Below are 18,206 nucleotides of genomic sequence, written 5' to 3'. Positions count from 1 at the left end.
ATCTGAGGCAGGTGATACCGGATGTTTCGCGCGTGAAACAGTTTTAGACTCTGTTAATTCGATCCTAATACTGATAATTCAATTCTGAATTTTTGTATATACTGGATTTTTAATGCTCAAAGATGAGGATCGCCGGATTCTGCGCTACCTGCAATCTGACCCCACGCTCAGCCCGGCTGAGCTGGCAGAGCGCTGCGCCATCAGCCCGCAAAGTGCTGCGCGCAGGATCACGCGGCTGGAGGAGTTGGGGATCATCAAAGGCGTGACCGCGCAGATCGACTGGCAGCACCTGGGGTACACTGTGGAAGTCTCACTGCGCTTCACGCTCGACAAAACCCATGCCCGTGCTTTTGACGAATTTCTGGATGCCGCCCGCCAGGTGCCCGAAGTGCTGGAGTGTCAAACGTTTCTGGGTCGGGTCGATCTGCGCCTCTCGGTCATTGCCCGCGACATGGCGCACTATCAGGAAATTTACCGCGACCGCATCCTCACCCTGCCCCATATCGCAGAGATCGAGGCGCTTATGCATGTGGCGCGGATCAAATCCGATGAAAGCCTGCCGATATGATTGAGCTGGATGATCTCGACCGCAAACTTCTGGGCGCGTTGGCGCGGGATGCGCGGGTGAGCACCGGGGCCTTGGCCCGTCGCTATGACGCCTCGCAACCTGTGGTCTGGCGGCGGATCAAGCGGCTGCGCGAGGCCGGTGTTTTGGCCGGGCGCAAATTGGAATTGGACGCCGCGAAGCTGGGCTTTGGCGTGACTGTGTTTCTGGGCGTAAAACTGGCCACCAAGGGCCGCGTGAGCCTGCAGGATTTCGAGACCGCCGTCAGCGCCATTCCGGAAGTGCAAACCGTGGAACACGTCCTGGGCATGTATGACTACCGCCTCCGGGTGGTGGCGCGCGATATCTCTGACTTTGAACGCGTTTTGCGGCGGCGCATCATGACCCTGCCGGGTGTCGGGGATGTAGAGGCAAATGTGCTTCTGAGTGAGGAAAAGCGGCCCGGACCTATTGGGTAGAGGTCGAAAAGCCGCATCTCTTTGACGGGAATACGCGATGCACATATGGCGTGGGCATGATATGTTTCCGCTAACGTCTTCCTCGCAAATCGCTCTGGAGCCCAACAATGAACGCCCTTCTCCCCGACATCGACCCCGATGGCCTTCTGGAATATTCCGTGGTCTTCACAGACCGCTCTCTGAATCATATGAGTCAATCCTTTCAGAAGGTTATGAATGATATCTCATCTATGCTGAAAGAGGTTTATAACGCCGATGGCGTGGCCCTCATTCCCGGTGGAGGTACCTATGGGATGGAGGCGGTGGCCCGACAGTTTGGCACCGATGCCCATGCGCTCATCGTGCGGAATGGCTGGTTCTCGTTCCGCTGGACGCAGATCTTTGATGCGGGTCAGTTCACCTCAGACACCACCGTGTGCATGGCGCGGCAGACGGGCAATGGGGCCACGGCCCCCTTCGCTCCTGCGCCCATCGAAGAGGTCACCGCAAAAATCCGTGAAGCCAAGCCAGACGCAGTCTTTGCCCCGCATGTGGAGACAAGCGCAGGCATTATCCTGCCCGAGGACTATATCACCGAACTGGCCAAGGCCGCGCATGAGGTGGGCGCGTTGATGATCCTCGATTGCATCGCCTCGGGCTGTGCCTGGGTCGATATGAAGGCCACTGGGGTGGATGTTCTGATCTCCGCCCCGCAAAAGGGCTGGTCGGCCTCGCCTTCGGCAGGCTTGGTGATGATGTCAGAGCGCGCGCTGGAACGGCTTGAGAGCACGACTTCCAACAGCTTTGCAATTGATCTCAAGAAGTGGCGTTCGATCATGGCGGCCTATGAGACCGGCGGGCATGCCTATCACGCCACGATGCCCACCGATGCCCTGCGCGGGTTTCGCGATACCATGCTGGAGACCAAGACGTTTGGCTTTGAAAAGCTGCGTGATGCGCAATGGGAGCTGGGCAATGGCGTGCGCGCGATGCTGGCCGACAAGGGCGTGACCTCCGTCGCTGCCGAAGGGTTTGGCGCGCCGGGTGTGGTGGTCAGCTATACCGACGACCCGGACATCCAGAATGGCAAGAAGTTCAGCGCCGAAGGCATGCAAATCGCCGCGGGCGTGCCGCTGCAGTGTAATGAGCCCGAAGGTTTTCGCACCTTCCGCCTGGGGCTTTTTGGTCTGGATAAGCTCTATGACGTGACCGCCGCCAAGGCGCGGCTGCAAGAGGTGATCGACAAAGTTCTGTAGCGCTCTTCAGCCCTATTGGGCTTCATCGCGAAGAAGGCCATAAGGGCTGATGAGCAGGCTCAACGCACGCCAAGCCCCATCTGCATGAGCGTTTTGCGTACTGGGGCCATTGCGTAAAGCGCATTCAGCCCTGCGGCACGCGCGTCGCGCAACACCGGCGTTTGCACCATAGAAGCCCGGTTGAGCACATCAATTCCTTTCACGCGCGCGGTGACCTCCAGATGGCGGCGCTTGTGATAGGTCTCAAGCATGTCTGCATCACCCAAGCGATCGGGCTGCGCCTGTGCCAACTCCAAAAGCGCCCGAATATCGCCAAGGCTCATATTGAGCCCCTGCGCCCCGATGGGCGGCACCACATGTGCCGCCTCCGCCACAAGCGCCACACGTTCGGCGCACATGCGCTCTGCCAACTGGCTGATGATGGGCCAAACCGTGCGCCGCGAGGCCAGTGTCAGCGGGCCAAAGAGATGACAGGACCGCGCGCTCATCTCGGCTTCAAATTCCGGGACATCCAATGCGGCCAGACGGCTCACCTCCGCAGAGCGTTCCATCCAGACTATGGCGGATGACGGCCTGCCCTCGTAGTCGGGCAAAGGCACAAGCGTGAACGGCCCACCAGTACGGTGGATTTCGGTTGAGACATTGTCATGCGGAATGGCGTGCGTGACGGCAAAGGCCAGCGCCTTTTGCCCATAGCGCGTTGTGTGCGCCTTGATGCCCGCGACCTCACGCATCGGCGAACCGCGCCCATCTGCGGCGACCACGAGGCGGCATATCTTGCGTATTCCATCGGACAGCGTCACGCGCGCCTCGCTTTCGCGGGTAAAAAGCGCCTTTGCCGCCGTGCCCGGCAGGAATGTTACATTTGGCAGTGTCTCAAGATGCGCCACCATCTCTCGGCGCAAGAGCCAGTTGGGCAGGTTCCAGCCAAAGGGCTTATCCGAGATATCCGACGCGTTGAAATCCTTGACGATGCGCGGTTCCGGCTCAGCTCCACCTGCATCAACTATCCGCATGACCTGCAAAGGGGCCGCGTGATCCTCAAGCCGCGTCCACAGCCCCGCGTCCGCTAACAGGGCCTGCGCGGGCTGCAGGATGGCGGTCGTTCGCAGGTCAGCGCCTTCCGCGTCTCGTTCCATGATCGGAGGTGCCGGATCTACGCAGACAACATCGAACCCTGCATGCCCCAGCACAGCCGCTGCCGAAAGTCCGGCAACACCGCCGCCCGACACAAGGATATCGCAGTCAAATTGGCTCATATCGGCTCTCCTCACCGGCAAGCTAAAGCGTTTCGCGATGAACCCGAATCACAGATTAGCGCGAAACGCAGCGCGACACTCGATTGTTGCACGCGTTTCGCCTTTTGCTGATGTCTCAGGTCAATGTCGAAACGCTTTAGTGCGATTTGAGGGCCAAAGCCAATACGACGCTTCATCCCCAGGCGATGTAGATCAAAGCCGCAAACATGACTGGCACCATGGCCACAGCGGGAATATACAGCCCGGGCAAACCCCAGATAACCACGGCTGTCGCCCAGGCCGCCACAAGAACCGCTACTGTCAAGATTGTCATCGCCACTTCGGTGGCCTCGCTCCGCTCCGGGCGGCGTTGCGTATGGGGTAGCTGTGAGGTGTCTGTCGCGGTCATGTCTCTCTCCTGTCGCGTACGCTAAGGCACGAGATCTCCTGTCGCGTACGCTAAGGCACGAGATATGTCCGCTTTTTCAAAGCAAAAGGCGCATTTCGACGCAGCGCGGCAGCCTGTCACAGAAGGCGTGCGAGAAACTCGGAAAGATCATCGGTATGATGATGCACGTGATCCAATTCCTGAGGCTCAGGCGCGACATGAACCGTGCGCAGCCCCATCGCATGCGGCTCCGCTAGGTTGCGGGCCTCGTCTTCGAACATTGCAGCACGCGTTGGCTCTAACCCATCTTGTGCAAAGACCTTGTCGAACGCCTTACGATCCGGTTTGGGGTTAAAATCGGCATGCTCAACGCCGTAGATCGCATCAAACAGTCCCGAAAGACCACGCGCCTCGACCACGCGCGCAGCATAGGGAGCACAGCCATTGGTGTAGACAATCTTGCGCCCCGGCAGATCCCGGATGCGCGCGGCCAGATCTACGTCTGCCTCCAGTGCATCAAAATTGATGTCATGCACATCCTCAAGATAAGGCAAGGGATCAAGGTCATGTTCGCGCATCAGACCCGCCAGCGTGGTGCCATGCAGATGCCAGTAGAGATTGCGCAACCGGTCCGCCTCTGCCCGATCCACGCCAAGTTCGGTCATGACATATTGCGTCATGCGGACTTCGATCTGGTCAAAGAGGCGCACGGATGGGGGATAAAGCGTGTTGTCGAGATCAAAGACCCATGTCTCAACATGCTCAAAATGCTGCTTTGGCATCCCGTTTGTCCCTCATCTGCTTGGACCTTGGCCCAACTATTTTCCCCATCCGCGCCTCTGGGCTTGAAACACCCATTGCGCCACGGATAGTCTGACACATCGACCATACCTAACGACAGAGAGCGCGATGACCATAGCCACGCCGCAAAAAGATGCCTACACGCTTGTTTTGGAGGCGATTGATACCGGGATTTACAAGCCCGGCGACCGCTTGGTGGAAAGCGATCTCGCAGAGAGGTTTGGTGTATCACGCACGCCCATTCGCGAGGCGCTGCAACGGCTTGAGACGCAATCCCTGTTGACGCGCGACGGGCGCAGCCTGATTGTATCGTCGCTGGACCACAACCAACTGGCCGAGCTTTATGTGGTGCGGGCCGAGTTGGAAGGGTTGGCCGCCAATCTGGCCGCACGTCACGCGACACCCGAAGAGGTGCGCGTGCTGCGCGATATGGTGACCGATGATCACAAGCTGATTGAGGACCCAAGTGCTATGGCCAAGGCCAACCGGCGCTTTCACAAGCAGATACACTTGTCTTCACACAACCGGTTTCTGGTGCAGCAACTTGATCTTGTGCACCGCTCCATGGCGCTCATGGCGACCACATCCCTTGCGGCAGTGGGCCGTCCGCTTGATGCACTAGCCGAACATGATGCGATTGTCACAGCCATCGAAAACGGCGATGGCGCCGCTGCCGGAGAGGCTCTGCGAGCGCATATCTCGAAGGCTTTCGTCACGCGGCTGAAGCTTGATTCAGGTGAGATCGAGACCTTTGGCTGACGCGGGTTTGCGCGCCGTTGAAATATGGTTGAGTGACAGCCCGTGCTGTGTCTTGTCCCAAAAAAACGGCTTTAAAACCAATTCGTAAAGCGCCTTGTAGGCGGCAATCGCGCCCAAAGGCCAGTAAAGGTGCAACGTGGGAACCCACGGCAGAAGATGCCTGTGCTTGGGTTTGGACACTGCCGCAAGGCCGATACAGATATTGACGGCCTCAATCATCAGGAACAACAAGCCAACCGCCATCAACGCAGAGCGCGACACCAGAGGGTCGAGCGGATGCGGCAGGCCCAACAGCACAAGCCAGAAGGACCAAAGAAACGGCGCCAGCAAAGGTTGCGACAGAGCAGTGACAAAATGCGCCTGAAACCCCCAGAACTTGCGCGCGCCCAGTTGCCGGAACAGCAAAACGGGCTGACGCATGTGTACCAGATAGGTCGTCATGTACCCCTTGAGCCAACGCGAGCGTTGCTTGACCCAGGCCCACGGGCGGCAATTGGCCTCTTCCTCGGTCACTGTCACAAGCATCTCGGTCCGGTACCCATGCCGCGCGAGGCGAAAGCCCAGATCGGCATCCTCGGTCACGTTATGGGCATCCCATCCGCCCAGTTTTTCCAACTCATTTCGCCGAAAATAGAGCGTCGTGCCGCCCAGCGGAATGGCCAGCCCCAACCGCGCCACGCCGGGCAGGATCATACGAAACCAGGCTGCATACTCGATGGTGAAACACCGCGCGAGCCAGTTTTGCCGCGGATTGTAGTAATCCAGAATGCCCTGAAGACAGGCGACATCCTTTGGGGCGGCGTCAAACCGGCGCACAACGCGCATGATCTGATCCGGGTCAGGCGCATCTTCGGCATCCAGAACGCCGATGATCTCACCTTCGCAAAAATCGAGCGCATAATTCATCGCGCGCGGCTTGGTTCGGGGACGCCCATCTGGCACCACAACCACCTTGATCCAGGGCGGCAGATTGGTTTTCGCAAGGGTTTTGCTGGTCAGTCCGTCCTCTTCTTCAAGCACCAGAACCACGTCCAAAAGCGATTTGGGATAACTGAGCCGCTTGAGGCGTGCAATCAGCACGTGGGCCACTTCGGTTTCACGAAAAAGAGGAACAAGAACAGAGACTTTCGGCAGTCTTTTGATGTCAGAAACATCAGACAGGACACTTTGTTTCATCGGCGACATGGCGCGAGCCGAAAAGGCCAGTGCCTTAAAACAGGCCGAAACAATCAGCGTGATCGCCGCAATAGCAGCAAGGCCGGAGAATATCATTTGGGGATACAGCACACTCAGGCTCAGCACCCCGCAAAGAAAAACCGCAAAAAGACTGACCCGCTGCCTGCGCGTATTGGCCCAGGTCCGGCAGCTTTCTGCGGCGGGTGTGCGTGCGGCGGCCGCTTGAACCAATGCGGATTTGTGCAAGGCTCCAATGCGCTGCGCCACCATATCCCGGTTGGCCAGAACCATTTTCGCATCCTGCAAGGAGGCGGGCAAAAAGGGCCGCGCGCGGTGTAGATCCTCAGGGGATGCACATATTACAGCCGCGGTATCATCTCGATCCCGCACAGGCAAAACCGCATGTTTCAGCAGCACTTGCGCCGGAATGCCCACCGGGATCGGGCGCAGCTCTTCCAGTTCGATGCGTGATATGGCGCGGCATCCGTGAATCTGTGCACGCAACTCGGTCATAACCTGCGCTGAGAGACCCCCGTCCGCCACCAGCACCTTGTCCAAGGGTTGCCCGCAAAGCGCCTGAAGCGTTCGGGCATCTGCCAGGTCTTCGGCACTCAAACGTCCGGATTGAACCAATAGCTGTTCCAGAGCAGCATCCGCGACACTATGAGAGGCCACCTGCTCGTCCGAAGGCGGCGGAGTCTGCAACTCGGTCATCGCCATATGATCGTCCCTTGCCAATGCATCACGGGCAAGGTGCGTCAAACATGGTTAAGATGACGTGAAGATGTGTTTAACCCAAAATGACGATCCGGGCGCGATCACCCTGCCATGGAGGCCGCGAAGCGTTCAAAGAGGTAAAAACTGTCCTGCGGACCGGGGCTGGCTTCGGGGTGGTGCTGAACCGAAAAGACCGGGCGATCTTTCATCCGAATGCCGCAATTCGAGCCGTCAAAGAGCGACACATGCGTCTCTTCCACGCCGCTGGGCAGGGTTTGTCCATCCACAGCAAACCCGTGGTTCATCGAGGTGATTTCCACCTTGCCGGTCTGAATTTCCTTCACCGGGTGGTTGGCCCCATGATGCCCGTGGTTCATCTTGATCGTCTTGGCCCCAAGCGCCAGCGCCAGCATCTGGTGGCCCAGGCAAATGCCAAAGACCGGGATGTCTTTTTCCAGAACGCCCTGGATCATCGGCACGGCGTATTCGCCTGTCGCCGCTGGATCGCCCGGCCCATTGGACAAAAACACACCATCGGGATTGTGACCAAGCACATCCTCGGTTGTGGCCGTGGCGGGAAGAACCGTGACGTCACAGCCAGCCGAGGCAAGACAGCGCAGGATATTGCGCTTGGCACCATAATCCACCGCGACGACCTTGTGCTTGGCGTTTGTCTGGCGGGTATACCCTTCAGGCCAGGCCCAGCGCATTTCGTCCCAGCGATAGGACTGCGCACAGGTGACTGTCTTGGCCAGGTCCATGCCCTCTAACCCGGCAAACGCGCGAGCCTCGGCAACCAGCGCCTCCGCATCGAATTTCCCTTCCGGGTCATGTGCCAGCGCCACATGCGGCGCGCCTTGTTGACGGATCGCCCGGGTCAGACGCCGCGTGTCCACGCCACCAATCGCGACCCGGCCCCGCCGCGCCAGCCAGTCGCCCAGACGTTCCGTTGCACGCCAATTTGACGGCTCGGTTGGGTCCCATTTGACGACCATACCTGCGGCCACCGGATCAGCGGTTTCGTCATCGTCGGGATTCACGCCGACATTGCCGATATGCGGAAAGGTGAACGTCACGATTTGTCCCGCATAGCTTGGATCGGTCATGATCTCCTGATACCCGGTCATTGCGGTGTTAAAACACAGCTCCGCAGAGACCTGTTTTGCCGCTCCAAACCCTTTCCCGTAAAATAGTGATCCGTCTGCAAGCGCCAGACATGCGGTTGGGTGGGCATCAGCAGCAGCGGCCATGTGCAGAATCTCCAAATGCGCAAATTGGCGCGAACCTAAGGTTCACACTGCGCAGGGTCAAGGCCGTTCCCGTTGAACAGAAACGTCGCGTCACGTCATACATCGACCCCTGCAAAACAAGGGATTTACGCAATCTTCTAGCGGTTGCGCCCTTGCGCGGTTTGGGCTAAGCATCATGTCTTGTGACATGGCACGGAGATGCATGAACAATGGGTTTGCGCAAACGCGTGGGCGATACGCTCAAACAGGCAATGAAAGACAAAGACGCCACACGCCTGGGAACGTTGCGGCTGATCAACGCCGCGATCAAAGATCAGGACATCGCGCAACGTGGCAGCGACAGCGACACCGGTGAAGGTGTGGGCGACGTAGAAATCCTGGCCATTCTGGGCAAAATGACCAAGCAGCGCATGGAAAGCGCACGCGCCTATGAAGAAGGCGGACGTCTTGATCTTGCTGAAACGGAACGCGCCGAGATCAGCGTCATCGAGGAGTTCCTGCCCCGTCAACTCGACGAAGCCGAAGTGAGCGACGCGATTAAGGCCGCCATCACCGCCACCGGCGCAGAGTCAATCCGCGACATGGGCAAGGTCATGGGCCACCTCAAGGACCAGTATACCGGCCAGATGGACTTCGGAGCCGTGGGCCCGAAAGTGAAAGATAAGCTCTGCGCAGGGGCGTGAACCCAAGGCGATTTTGAAAGATTGATCCGTCTGCGGGATTGCCTGCTTTGCGGACGAAGTGTGCTTTCGCTGCAGTTGCACAGATCGTCGCTTTTTTTCGTGAGAATTTCAGGACAAACACATATCCACTTGACCTTTTCGTAGCCGAAAAATGGCTTGATGATAGAAAAATCAAGGCAATCCAACGCATTCGAAATTCTTGGGCAGTTTTGCCCATTCGCACCCGTTCTTGATGGTGTACCAGTAAGAAGGCCCTGAACTTAGGGCCTCAGCACTAGTTCTTAATTCTGCACGGCGACAAGAAGTCCGAATAAAAAAGATTTATGCTAGGGGAATGCATGACGCATTATTATCACGTAGATCCACTGACAACAGCTGGTGACGCATCGGGGCGATATCCGGGCAATCATGTGAAGTATTCGAAGCTATTGGCTCCGGTTCGGTGGATCGACAACACCAAGAAAGCGTTGACTGGATCCAGTGCATTCAATCTGACCAAGGCGAGTTTGAAAGAGTTTGACAAGCCGGGTGACCTTCATCCTCGCTGGGGATCAGCAAATGACATTCGGGTTTTGCGGGATTGCCTGGAGATGTTCGCCACTGGCCTCGACAACAACCCGCATATTTCCTCCATTGGCCGGATGCTGATTAAGACCGTCTATTTGACTTATTTGCGAAATCGAACGGAGTTTATCGAGTTTTTCGAAGAGAACGCGGAATTTATTGAAGCAAATGGAAAGTACAAAGCGCCGCTATTGGTGACAGGATATCCTCGGACAGGCACCACGCTGTTACATCGGCTACTGGCAGAAGATCCACAATCCCGGTCGCCTTATACATACGAAATGGAACAAGTTCTGCCACCGCTCAAATCGGGAGAAGACCCGATGATAAGTGACAGGATCAAGAAAAGCGCCGCCTCCATAAACTTGCTTGCCAAATACGCGCCGGGCTTCATTCAAAAGCTCAACGAAAGCCATCTGTGGTCAGCCACTGAAAAAGAAGAGAGCCTGCTTTATATGCAGTTTCACCATGGCATGAACATAGCTAACGGTGTTCAGGCTGGGCTCGAATACGCCTTACGTTTGGCTCAGCCCGATGTTGCGCCCGCATTGCTGAAATACGAACGCAATTTTTTTACTATGTTGGACGCCTATGCTCCGGCAGGCACGCATTGGATCAACAAGGCACCCAGCTACGCTCTCTATTTTGGCTCAATCTTTGATGAATTCGATGACGCACGAGTTGTTGTTACTCACCGCAATCCAGCCAAGAACGCAGCCTCTTTCGCCCGCCTCGTGGAGAGTGCCTGTATCCCGTTTGATGTAGAGGGGAGTATTGATAAACATGCGTTTGGCCAAATGGTCGTCGAATTCAGCGGATTGTGTTGGCAAAGACCGCTGGAGTTTCGCAACGCGCATCCGGAACGCGAAAGTCAGATTATCGATGCGGTGTATAGCGACACTTTTGCAGATCCGATCGCAATGGTTCGCAGGATTTACGAAAAGTTCGAGATGGAGGTCACATCCGAATTCGAGGAGCGGATGAAAGTGTACCTTGCCGACAATCAACAAGGTAAATACGGTCGACATCGATACTCAAACGAAGAGTATGCGATCAATGCCGAAGACTTGAAAGCTAGGCACAGAGATTATTTCGAAAAGTATGGTTTCGACACACAGCCGACCCATGATGATTGAAGCGTTTCACAAAGGAATGGAAAATTCACGTAGCTGACGTTCGCAGCGTCGGTCACTTTGGGCTCAAAGCAGCCATCCTCCACCCTAAAGCGGCGCCATTTCTTACCCCACGACCGGATCCGGCTCACCGATCCGCTTCAACGCCTCTGCAATCTCACCATAAAGCGCCTTGCGTTCATCCTCAGACAGAAACGCCCCGATCTCGACCTCGCGCCCCTTGCCCTTCAGTGTCACGTAATGCGGCACCGGCCCACCCGTGGGGTGCATGTGCACCTTGGTCCAATAGCTCTGGCTTTCCCATTCCTGTGCAGGGCCGCGTGCATTGGTACGGCGCAGATGCACCTCCTCACGCCCAATGGTCAGTTCCTCTCCCATCGCGCCATCACGGTAGGATCGCTGCAGCGCGTACCACACACCCCAGACCGCCAGCACCAGAAAGGGCAACAAGCCCCACAAAGTGGCCGTGCCCAAAAGCGGGAAAAGCGGCATGGTGAACATCACACAGGTGATCAGAATAAACACGGCAAAACCCCAGCGCGGCAGGGACCGGTGCGGCCAAAGGCGCAGGCATTCCACGTCACCATGTGATGTCTCAGATGAGGACCATTGATACGGCATGTGCGGAGTTTAGCGCGACGATCCAAAAGGAAAAGCGCGACATTTGGCGCGCGCTCAAACCTCCAGCCAAATCGTCACTGGCCCGTCATTCACAAGGCTCACCTGCATATCCGCGCCGAACTCTCCGGTTTCCACCGGCACGCCTTCCGCCGCCAGCGCCTTTGCAAAAAGCTCATAAAGCCGCCGTCCGTCCTCAGGTGCTGCTGCGCCGGAAAACCCAGGCCGGGTGCCGCGCGCAGTGTCTGCAGCCAACGTAAACTGGCTCACCACCAAAGCGCCGCCACCCACATCGCGCACCGAGCGGTTCATTTTGCCTGCCTCATCCCGAAAGACCCGCAACTTGGCCACTTTCGCGGCCAGCGCCTGTGCCTGCGCGTCCTCATCCCCTTGCATGGCACAAACCAACACCAAAAGACCCGCTCCGGTCTGACCAATTACCTGTCCCTCAACGCGAACCTGTGCCTCGCTCACCCGTTGGATCAAGGCCCGCATCGCATCCCCCTCGCTTCCGCTTCTTTCTTGTCAAAAATACCCAAATCTCACCGCCGCCGACGCCGTACCTTGTTGGGTTTCTGCGGCACCGCCTGCGCCTTTTCATCCTCAAGCCCCAATTGATCGCGCAGCACGCGAGGTCGGATTTCGAGCACCTCACCGGCTTTCAACTGTCCCAGCTGAAACGGCCCGTAACTGAGGCGGATCAGCCGGTTGACCTGTAATCCCACAGCCTCCATCGCGCGGCGAATCTCGCGGTTCTTGCCCTCGCGGATCGCGACAGTGATCCAGGCATTGGCGCCTTGCTGACGATCCAGGGTCACTTGCATCGGCTGAAACCGCTCGCCATCAATCTCCAAACCCTTGCGCAAGGGCGCGAATGTCTCATCTTTCGGACGCCCCTTGAGCCGCACCTTGTACTTTCGCACCCAGCCAGTGGAGGGCAGTTCCAGCTTACGCTTGATCCCGCCATCATTGGTCAAAAGCAGCAGGCCCTCTGAATTGAGATCAAGCCGCCCGACGCTCATGACGCGCGGCAAATCCTCGGGAAGTGCATCGAAAATTGTCTCTCGCCCCTGCTCATCGCGCGTGGTTGTCACCAACCCGGTGGGCTTGTGATAGAGCCACAGGCGCGGTGGTTCCGGCGCGTCAAGCAGGCGGCCATCCACCTCGATCTTGTCCTTCGGCGTCACATTCAGCGCGGCACGATCGATCACCTTGCCATTGACCTTGACCCGCCCGGCCTCGATCAGGCGCTCGGCCTCTCGCCGGCTGGCAAGGCCAGCGCGGGCAATCACCTTGGCGATACGGTCACCGGGGGGCGTCTTGGGAGGGGATGTCTGGCTCATCCTCTGCCCTTAGCGCATCATCGCCTCTTGCGAAAGCACCCAGGCTTGGGCCATCTGGTCCAATGACATTCAAAAGCCATATGGACACCGCCCTTGAGGAAGCCCGCGCCGCTGCCGCACGTGGCGAAGTGCCCGTGGGAGCCGTTGTTGCGGACCCCAAGGGGCGCATCGTGGCACAGGCGGGCAACAGAACCCGGGAATTGAGCGATCCGACAGCCCATGCGGAAATCCTGGCGCTGCGCGCGGCCTGTGCTGCGGCAAAGTCCGAGCGCCTGCCCGGATATACTTTGACCGTCACGCTGGAACCCTGCGCGATGTGCGCCACGGCGATGGCCAATGCGCGCATTGACCGGCTCTACTATGGCGCATCAGACCCCAAATCCGGCGGGGTAGACCACGGCGCGCGCATTTTCACACATCCGCAAACACACCATGTGCCAGAGGTTTTCGATGGGATTGCGGCGAAAGAGGCAGAAGCCCTGCTCAAAGCCTTCTTCGCCGCCCGACGCTAGGCGCAAAAGCTTTCAAAAAGCTTTTGCCAAGTCTTTTCAGAAAAGACTTGGCCTGCCTCAGATCTCAATCGCCTGCATCACCTTGGGCTCAACGACATCCACCCCGGACAAGGCATTTTTCAGCACATCCGCCGATTGCTCGAGAATCGGGAAGGTTTTGTAATGACACGGGATGACCGTCTTGAAATTGAAAAACGTCTTGGCGGCATAAGCTGCGCGGCGCATATCCATGGTGAAATGCCCACCGGCGCACAGAATGCCGATATCCGGCGTGTGCAGATCATTCCAGATGCCCATATCCGCTGTCACGTCTGTATCTCCAGAGAGATAAATCACATGCCCCTCACCCGCGATCATGTACCCGCATTCCGTGCCAGGCACATGTGGCCCGTCCGGTCCACCAAAGCTGGAGGAGTGCAGTGCATTGACCATGGTCACCGCCACATCGCCGAGCTGCACAGTGCCGCCTTTGTTGAACCCCACGGTTGCCACGTCCTGACTTTCCTCCCACCAGGACATCAGATCGTACTGGCCAACCACCGGGATGTCCAAACGCTTGGCCAGATCCGGCAAATCCGCCGCGTGGTCAAAATGCGCATGGGTCAACAGGATATGCGTGGCTCCCGCCACCGCCGCCTCATGACTGTCCTCCGGCAACACTGGATTACCAGTCAGCCAGGGATCAATGAGCAAAACCTCCCCTGCGATTTCGATACGAAAGCTGCCATGGCCAAGCCAGATGATTTTCATGAGAAACCTCCTATGTTTACGACAATCTACCCATAGACAGGCCCAGAGCAAACCAAGATGACTTGGACCGAACATGTTGACGGATACTGCGAACGCATTGATCCAAGCTTTTGGGCCGAACCCGTCAACGCCGTGACCAATGCGGCCTTTGTTATCGCGGCTCTTGTGATGGTGTACCGGCTGCGCACGACTCATGCCCCGCTGGCATGGAGTCTTACGGCCGTTCTGGGCCTGATCGGAATCGGCAGTTTCCTCTTTCACACCTTTGCGCAACCCTGGGCGGGCGCTTTGGATGTTGTTCCAATTGTTGCGTTCATACTGATCTACATCTTTGCCGCCAGCCGCGATTTTCTGGGCTTGTCCACTTTGTGGTCCCTCGGAATCATGATGGCGTTTTTGCCCCTGTCCGCCGCGCTGATACCGGTGTTTCAATCCGTGCCGCTCTATGGGCAATCGGCAGGCTATCTGCTCGTCCCAATATTCATCGCGATCTACGCGATCCTCTTGCGCGCGAACCCGCCTTTGTCTCGTGGATTGGCAATCGGAGCAGGTCTTTTGATGCTTTCGCTCACCTTCCGAAGTCTGGATATGCCGCTTTGCGAGACCCTGCCGCTTGGCACGCATTTCCTCTGGCACATCCTCAACGCTGTCATGCTGGCCTGGATGATCGAAATCTATCGCCGTCACAGACTTGCACCGCCAGCGGCACAAGGCTAAACGCAAGGCGAAAACCGCAACGGAGAGACGCATGTCCATTGACACCGCGACCGCCGCCAAAGTGGCCAAACTTGCCCGCATCCGGGTGGAAGAAGACGACCTGCCTGCGCTGGCGCAGGAGTTCAACACAATCCTTGGGTTCATTGAACAACTCAATGAGGTCGATGTGGAGGGGGTTGAACCGATGGTATCGGTCACGCCCATGCGGCTCAAACGCCGGATTGATGAAGTCACAGACGGCAATCAACAGGACAAGGTTCTCTCGAACGCGCCAGATGCGCGCGAAGGCTTTTTTGCCGTGCCGAAGGTGGTCGAATAATGGCTGATCTCAACACGCTGACCATCGCCGAAGCCCGCGACAAACTGCGCGCCAAGGATGTCACCTCGCTTGAGCTAACCGAAGCATGCCTCAATGCCATTGAAGGTGCTGATGCCTTGGGCGCATTTGTACATCACACCCCAAATCTGGCACGGGATCAGGCCAAAGCCGCTGACGCACGTCTGGCCAAAGGCGATGCACCAAGTATGTGCGGTATCCCATTGGGAATTAAAGATTTATTCTGCACCAAAGGTGTGCCATCACAAGCCGCCTCAGGCATTCTGAGCGGCTTCAAGCCGGAGTATGAATCCACCGTCAGCCAGAACCTGTTTGACGCAGGCTCGGTCATGCTGGGCAAGCTCAACATGGACGAGTTTGCCATGGGGTCCTCCAACGAGACCTCCGTTTATGGCAACGCCGTGAACCCCTGGCGGCGCGGCAACGAGGAAACCGCCCTCACCCCTGGCGGCTCGTCGGGTGGGTCGGCCAGTGCGGTGGCTGCCGATCTCTGCCTTGGGGCCACGGGCACAGACACCGGCGGCTCGATCCGCCAACCTGCCGCCTTTGTTGGCATCACCGGGATCAAGCCCACCTATGGGCGCTGTTCGCGTTGGGGCATTGTGGCCTTTGCCTCGTCCCTCGATCAGGCCGGACCAATGACCAAGACCGTGCGCGATGCGGCGATCATGCTGGAGACCATGTGCAGCCATGATCCAAAAGACAGCACCTCTGCTGACTTGGCTGTGCCCGACTTTGAGGCCATGCTGACCGGGGACATCAGAGGCAAAACTATTGGTATTCCCAAAGAATACCGGATGGACGGGATGCCGGACGAGATCGAAACACTCTGGGCGCAGGGTAAGGACATGCTGGCCGATGCAGGCGCCAAGATTGTCGATATCAGCCTGCCCCACACCAAGTACGCCTTGCCCGCCTACTATGTCATTGCGCCCGCCGAGGCCTCGTCAAACCTCGCGCGGTATGATGGCGTGCGCTATGGCCATCGCGCGCAGATGGCGCAGGGCGATGGCATCACCGAGATGTACGAAAAAACCCGTGCCGAAGGGTTCGGGGCCGAAGTCAAACGCCGGGTGATGATTGGCACATATGTGCTTTCAGCCGGGTTTTATGACGCCTATTACAACCGCGCCCGACGGGTGCGCGCCCTTATCAAGCGCGACTTTGAAGAGGTGTTTGATCAGGGCGTTGACGCCGTCCTGACACCGGCCACCCCATCTGCGGCGTTCGAGTTGGGCCGCGAAACTTCCGATCCGGTTGAGATGTATCTCAATGATGTCTTCACCGTGACAGTGAACCTGGCCGGTCTGCCCGGCATCGCGGTTCCCACCGGTCTTGACAAGCAAGGCCTGCCTCTGGGACTGCAGCTGATTGGCCGGCCCTGGGAAGAAGGCGATTTGCTCAATACCGCCTACGCGCTGGAAAATGCAGCAGGATTTGTAGCCAAGCCCACGAAATGGTGGTAAATTCCGCCAAAACAAAACGGCAGGACCAATGCAGATGCGATTTTCACTATGCGTAACCGCGCTTGCGGCACTGGCCGCTTGCTCCACCCCTGTGCCAGACAGCGGCGTTCCGAACACCGGGCAAGGTGTGGGATTTGGTAATTACAATCAATACCTTGAACAACAACGTGCACGTGATGCGGCCCTTGCAGGGAACGCTGTTCCTGGTGCCGGGGCGATATCGGATGAAACCCCCGGCTCTGGCGCGGCAGGTACGGCATATGCTGCTGGCACCCAGCCGTCCACAGCCAGCACCGGAGAAGAACTCGCCGCCGAAACCCGTGCCCGTTTGGCGGAAACCTCCGCCAATTCAGGGCAAGCCGTGGTCCATGCCAGCCCTTCGAACCCCGCACCGCAAACCGTCGCGGGTGATGCAGGCATATCAGCGGAAAACGATTTCAACGCTGTGGGCAATGTGCGCTCAATTGACGACGATGCCGAGTTGATCGCTCAAAATCGCGCGCAGTACAAAGTAGTCCAACCTACCGCCCTGCCCCAACGCAGCGGCAGCACCGGGCCTAACATCGTGGAATATGCGCTTTCGACCAAACACGCGGTGGGCACGCAGATCCATAGCCGGGTGGGCATCAACAAGACCGCCCGTTTTGAACGCAACTGCGCCAAATACGCCTCACCTGACCTCGCTCAGAGTGATTTCCTGGAAAAAGGTGGCCCGTCACGCGACAAGCTTGGGCTTGACCCCGACGGCGATGGCTACGCCTGCGCATGGGACCCGCGCCCATTCCGCACAGCGGTGGGTGGCTGACACTGTTGGCGCAAAAGCCGATCTGGCATCCGTCTCCGAATTTTGGCCCGCGACGCGGCGGGGCAGTGCCTGACCTTGTGGTCTTGCACTACACGGCAATGGAGAGCTGTGACGCCGCTAGAGACCGGCTGTGTGATCCTCAGGCTGAAGTTTCGGCGCATTACCTGATTTCCGAAACCGGGACCTGCTGGCAGCTGGTTGAAGAAGACATGCGCGCCTGGCACGCCGGGGCCGGGCAATGGGGGGATGTGACGGATGTCAATTCCCGGTCCATTGGGATAGAATTGGCCAATACTGGCAGCCATCCTTTTCCAGAACCGCAAATGACAGTGCTTGAGCGCCTTTTGTGCGATGTCATGCACCGGCACAGAATCGCGCCGGAACGGGTGATTGCACATTCGGACATGGCCCCGGATCGCAAATACGATCCCGGTCCGCGATTTGATTGGTATCGGCTGGCCGCAAGTAACTTGAGTATTTGGCCGCAAACATCTGATAAAAAAATAGAATTTGCTAATTCAGCTCATCAGTTCGGTTATTCCCCAGAGGCGACAGAAAATGACATTCTACAGGCCTTCCGCAGCCGGTTTCGCCCGTGGGAGGATGGCCCTCTTGATGCCACGGATTGCGCCGTAATGGCGGATCTTGCGCGGCGTTTTCCATTTGACGGCCCACCCCCTGCCGCCTAAAG

General features: G+C 57.8%; 21 protein-coding genes. 12 read left to right on the top strand and 9 right to left on the bottom strand.

Translation table 11 applies throughout. From position 1 onward, the window contains the following. The first annotated feature begins 112 nt into the window (after positions 1-112). From RZS32_RS14175 to RZS32_RS14165, 3 genes are all read left to right on the top strand, one after another. Positions 113-568, top strand: a complete 456-nt coding sequence (locus tag RZS32_RS14175; RefSeq protein WP_317057613.1) for an Lrp/AsnC family transcriptional regulator — start codon at positions 113-115, stop codon at positions 566-568. After that, positions 565-1,023: an Lrp/AsnC family transcriptional regulator gene (locus RZS32_RS14170; protein WP_317057612.1), complete on the top strand. Its 459-nt coding sequence runs from the start codon at positions 565-567 to the stop codon at positions 1,021-1,023. The genes RZS32_RS14175 and RZS32_RS14170 overlap by 4 nt, the downstream gene beginning before the upstream one ends. A gap of 107 nt (positions 1,024-1,130) precedes the next feature. Continuing rightward, on the top strand, positions 1,131-2,258 hold the full coding sequence (locus RZS32_RS14165; RefSeq protein WP_317057611.1) for an aminotransferase class V-fold PLP-dependent enzyme: 1,128 nt from the start codon (positions 1,131-1,133) through the stop codon (positions 2,256-2,258). Between the two features lie 59 nt (positions 2,259-2,317). Here RZS32_RS14165 and RZS32_RS14160 read toward each other — a convergent pair whose 3' ends face one another. The 3 genes from RZS32_RS14160 to RZS32_RS14150 all read right to left on the bottom strand — a co-directional run bounded on the left by RZS32_RS14160 (position 2,318) and on the right by RZS32_RS14150 (position 4,666). Beyond that, positions 2,318-3,517, bottom strand: coding sequence for a UbiH/UbiF family hydroxylase (locus RZS32_RS14160; protein ID WP_317057610.1), 1,200 nt, complete (start codon positions 3,515-3,517; stop codon positions 2,318-2,320). Positions 3,518-3,689: 172 nt separating this feature from the next. Then, complete coding sequence (locus tag RZS32_RS14155) at positions 3,690-3,905, bottom strand: hypothetical protein (protein WP_317057609.1); 216 nt, start codon at positions 3,903-3,905, stop codon at positions 3,690-3,692. Positions 3,906-4,021: 116 nt separating this feature from the next. Further along, positions 4,022-4,666, bottom strand: coding sequence for a pyrimidine 5'-nucleotidase (locus RZS32_RS14150; RefSeq protein ID WP_317057608.1), 645 nt, complete (start codon positions 4,664-4,666; stop codon positions 4,022-4,024). Positions 4,667-4,793: 127 nt separating this feature from the next. On the opposite strand from RZS32_RS14150, the gene RZS32_RS14145 reads away from it, so the two are divergent. Continuing rightward, positions 4,794-5,444, top strand: coding sequence for a GntR family transcriptional regulator (locus RZS32_RS14145; RefSeq protein ID WP_317057607.1), 651 nt, complete (start codon positions 4,794-4,796; stop codon positions 5,442-5,444). On the opposite strand, the gene RZS32_RS14140 is transcribed toward RZS32_RS14145, so the two are convergent. Together RZS32_RS14140 and carA are read right to left on the bottom strand one after the other, a co-directional pair. Next, positions 5,418-7,340 (bottom strand): glycosyltransferase family 2 protein, encoded by a 1,923-nt coding sequence (locus RZS32_RS14140; protein ID WP_339106684.1) that lies wholly within the window; start codon positions 7,338-7,340, stop codon positions 5,418-5,420. The genes RZS32_RS14145 and RZS32_RS14140 overlap by 27 nt on opposite strands. Positions 7,341-7,438: 98 nt before the next feature. Beyond that, positions 7,439-8,587, bottom strand: coding sequence for a glutamine-hydrolyzing carbamoyl-phosphate synthase small subunit (gene carA / locus RZS32_RS14135; protein WP_317057605.1), 1,149 nt, complete (start codon positions 8,585-8,587; stop codon positions 7,439-7,441). Positions 8,588-8,796: 209 nt separating this feature from the next. On the opposite strand from carA, the gene RZS32_RS14130 reads away from it, so the two are divergent. Together RZS32_RS14130 and RZS32_RS14125 are read left to right on the top strand one after the other, a co-directional pair. Then, positions 8,797-9,270, top strand: a complete 474-nt coding sequence (locus tag RZS32_RS14130; protein ID WP_317057604.1) for a GatB/YqeY domain-containing protein — start codon at positions 8,797-8,799, stop codon at positions 9,268-9,270. A 338-nt stretch (positions 9,271-9,608) separates the two neighbouring features. Continuing rightward, positions 9,609-10,970 carry a sulfotransferase family protein gene (locus RZS32_RS14125; RefSeq protein WP_317057603.1) on the top strand — a complete coding sequence of 454 codons (1,362 nt, stop codon included), beginning with the start codon at positions 9,609-9,611 and terminating at the stop codon, positions 10,968-10,970. Positions 10,971-11,072: 102 nt separating this feature from the next. On the opposite strand, the gene RZS32_RS14120 is transcribed toward RZS32_RS14125, so the two are convergent. The 3 genes from RZS32_RS14120 to RZS32_RS14110 are packed head-to-tail and all read right to left on the bottom strand — an operon-like array spanning position 11,073 to position 12,928. Next, on the bottom strand, positions 11,073-11,588 hold the full coding sequence (locus RZS32_RS14120) for a DUF2244 domain-containing protein (protein ID WP_317057602.1): 516 nt from the start codon (positions 11,586-11,588) through the stop codon (positions 11,073-11,075). A 54-nt stretch (positions 11,589-11,642) separates the two neighbouring features. Further along, positions 11,643-12,080 carry a D-aminoacyl-tRNA deacylase gene (gene dtd / locus RZS32_RS14115; protein WP_317057601.1) on the bottom strand — a complete coding sequence of 146 codons (438 nt, stop codon included), beginning with the start codon at positions 12,078-12,080 and terminating at the stop codon, positions 11,643-11,645. Positions 12,081-12,127: 47 nt separating this feature from the next. Further along, positions 12,128-12,928: a pseudouridine synthase gene (locus tag RZS32_RS14110; RefSeq protein ID WP_317057600.1), complete on the bottom strand. Its 801-nt coding sequence runs from the start codon at positions 12,926-12,928 to the stop codon at positions 12,128-12,130. A gap of 62 nt (positions 12,929-12,990) precedes the next feature. On the opposite strand from RZS32_RS14110, the gene RZS32_RS14105 reads away from it, so the two are divergent. Further along, positions 12,991-13,440, top strand: coding sequence for a nucleoside deaminase (locus RZS32_RS14105; RefSeq protein WP_317057599.1), 450 nt, complete (start codon positions 12,991-12,993; stop codon positions 13,438-13,440). A gap of 57 nt (positions 13,441-13,497) precedes the next feature. On the opposite strand, the gene RZS32_RS14100 is transcribed toward RZS32_RS14105, so the two are convergent. Continuing rightward, a complete protein-coding gene (locus tag RZS32_RS14100) occupies positions 13,498-14,190 on the bottom strand; it encodes a metal-dependent hydrolase (RefSeq protein WP_317057598.1) in 693 nt (230 codons plus the stop codon). Between the two features lie 57 nt (positions 14,191-14,247). Here RZS32_RS14100 and RZS32_RS14095 point away from each other — a divergent pair, with 57 nt between their 5' ends. From RZS32_RS14095 to RZS32_RS14075, 5 genes are read left to right on the top strand one after another with little or no spacing between them, the layout of a single operon-like run. After that, positions 14,248-14,907 (top strand): ceramidase domain-containing protein, encoded by a 660-nt coding sequence (locus RZS32_RS14095; protein WP_317057597.1) that lies wholly within the window; start codon positions 14,248-14,250, stop codon positions 14,905-14,907. Positions 14,908-14,938: 31 nt separating this feature from the next. After that, complete coding sequence (gatC, locus tag RZS32_RS14090; protein WP_317057596.1) at positions 14,939-15,226, top strand: Asp-tRNA(Asn)/Glu-tRNA(Gln) amidotransferase subunit GatC; 288 nt, start codon at positions 14,939-14,941, stop codon at positions 15,224-15,226. Next, a complete protein-coding gene (gene gatA, locus RZS32_RS14085) occupies positions 15,226-16,710 on the top strand; it encodes an Asp-tRNA(Asn)/Glu-tRNA(Gln) amidotransferase subunit GatA (RefSeq protein ID WP_317057595.1) in 1,485 nt (494 codons plus the stop codon). Before gatC ends, gatA begins: the two co-directional genes overlap by 1 nt. Before the next feature lie 34 nt (positions 16,711-16,744). After that, positions 16,745-17,515 carry a hypothetical protein gene (locus RZS32_RS14080; protein ID WP_317057594.1) on the top strand — a complete coding sequence of 257 codons (771 nt, stop codon included), beginning with the start codon at positions 16,745-16,747 and terminating at the stop codon, positions 17,513-17,515. After that, on the top strand, positions 17,476-18,204 hold the full coding sequence (locus RZS32_RS14075; RefSeq protein ID WP_317057593.1) for an N-acetylmuramoyl-L-alanine amidase: 729 nt from the start codon (positions 17,476-17,478) through the stop codon (positions 18,202-18,204). Before RZS32_RS14080 ends, RZS32_RS14075 begins: the two co-directional genes overlap by 40 nt. Positions 18,205-18,206 lie beyond the last annotated feature (2 nt).

This window comes from Roseovarius sp. W115 (assembly GCF_032842945.2).
In the GTDB taxonomy this organism is placed as follows: Bacteria; Pseudomonadota; Alphaproteobacteria; order Rhodobacterales; family Rhodobacteraceae; genus Roseovarius; species Roseovarius rhodophyticola.
This window is presented reverse-complemented; position numbering and strand designations above follow the sequence as displayed.

Coding starts and splice junctions, on each gene's coding strand:
- RZS32_RS14175 (WP_317057613.1), top strand. CDS start 113: ATGCTCAAAGATGAGGATCGCCGGATTCTGCGCTACCTGCAATCTGAC.
- RZS32_RS14170 (WP_317057612.1), top strand. CDS start 565: ATGATTGAGCTGGATGATCTCGACCGCAAACTTCTGGGCGCGTTGGCG.
- RZS32_RS14165 (WP_317057611.1), top strand. CDS start 1,131: ATGAACGCCCTTCTCCCCGACATCGACCCCGATGGCCTTCTGGAATAT.
- RZS32_RS14160 (WP_317057610.1), bottom strand. CDS start 3,517: ATGAGCCAATTTGACTGCGATATCCTTGTGTCGGGCGGCGGTGTTGCC.
- RZS32_RS14155 (WP_317057609.1), bottom strand. CDS start 3,905: ATGACCGCGACAGACACCTCACAGCTACCCCATACGCAACGCCGCCCG.
- RZS32_RS14150 (WP_317057608.1), bottom strand. CDS start 4,666: ATGCCAAAGCAGCATTTTGAGCATGTTGAGACATGGGTCTTTGATCTC.
- RZS32_RS14145 (WP_317057607.1), top strand. CDS start 4,794: ATGACCATAGCCACGCCGCAAAAAGATGCCTACACGCTTGTTTTGGAG.
- RZS32_RS14140 (WP_339106684.1), bottom strand. CDS start 7,340: ATGGCGATGACCGAGTTGCAGACTCCGCCGCCTTCGGACGAGCAGGTG.
- carA (WP_317057605.1), bottom strand. CDS start 8,587: ATGGCCGCTGCTGCTGATGCCCACCCAACCGCATGTCTGGCGCTTGCA.
- RZS32_RS14130 (WP_317057604.1), top strand. CDS start 8,797: ATGGGTTTGCGCAAACGCGTGGGCGATACGCTCAAACAGGCAATGAAA.
- RZS32_RS14125 (WP_317057603.1), top strand. CDS start 9,609: ATGACGCATTATTATCACGTAGATCCACTGACAACAGCTGGTGACGCA.
- RZS32_RS14120 (WP_317057602.1), bottom strand. CDS start 11,588: ATGCCGTATCAATGGTCCTCATCTGAGACATCACATGGTGACGTGGAA.
- dtd (WP_317057601.1), bottom strand. CDS start 12,080: ATGCGGGCCTTGATCCAACGGGTGAGCGAGGCACAGGTTCGCGTTGAG.
- RZS32_RS14110 (WP_317057600.1), bottom strand. CDS start 12,928: ATGAGCCAGACATCCCCTCCCAAGACGCCCCCCGGTGACCGTATCGCC.
- RZS32_RS14105 (WP_317057599.1), top strand. CDS start 12,991: ATGACATTCAAAAGCCATATGGACACCGCCCTTGAGGAAGCCCGCGCC.
- RZS32_RS14100 (WP_317057598.1), bottom strand. CDS start 14,190: ATGAAAATCATCTGGCTTGGCCATGGCAGCTTTCGTATCGAAATCGCA.
- RZS32_RS14095 (WP_317057597.1), top strand. CDS start 14,248: ATGACTTGGACCGAACATGTTGACGGATACTGCGAACGCATTGATCCA.
- gatC (WP_317057596.1), top strand. CDS start 14,939: ATGTCCATTGACACCGCGACCGCCGCCAAAGTGGCCAAACTTGCCCGC.
- gatA (WP_317057595.1), top strand. CDS start 15,226: ATGGCTGATCTCAACACGCTGACCATCGCCGAAGCCCGCGACAAACTG.
- RZS32_RS14080 (WP_317057594.1), top strand. CDS start 16,745: ATGCGATTTTCACTATGCGTAACCGCGCTTGCGGCACTGGCCGCTTGC.
- RZS32_RS14075 (WP_317057593.1), top strand. CDS start 17,476: ATGGGACCCGCGCCCATTCCGCACAGCGGTGGGTGGCTGACACTGTTG.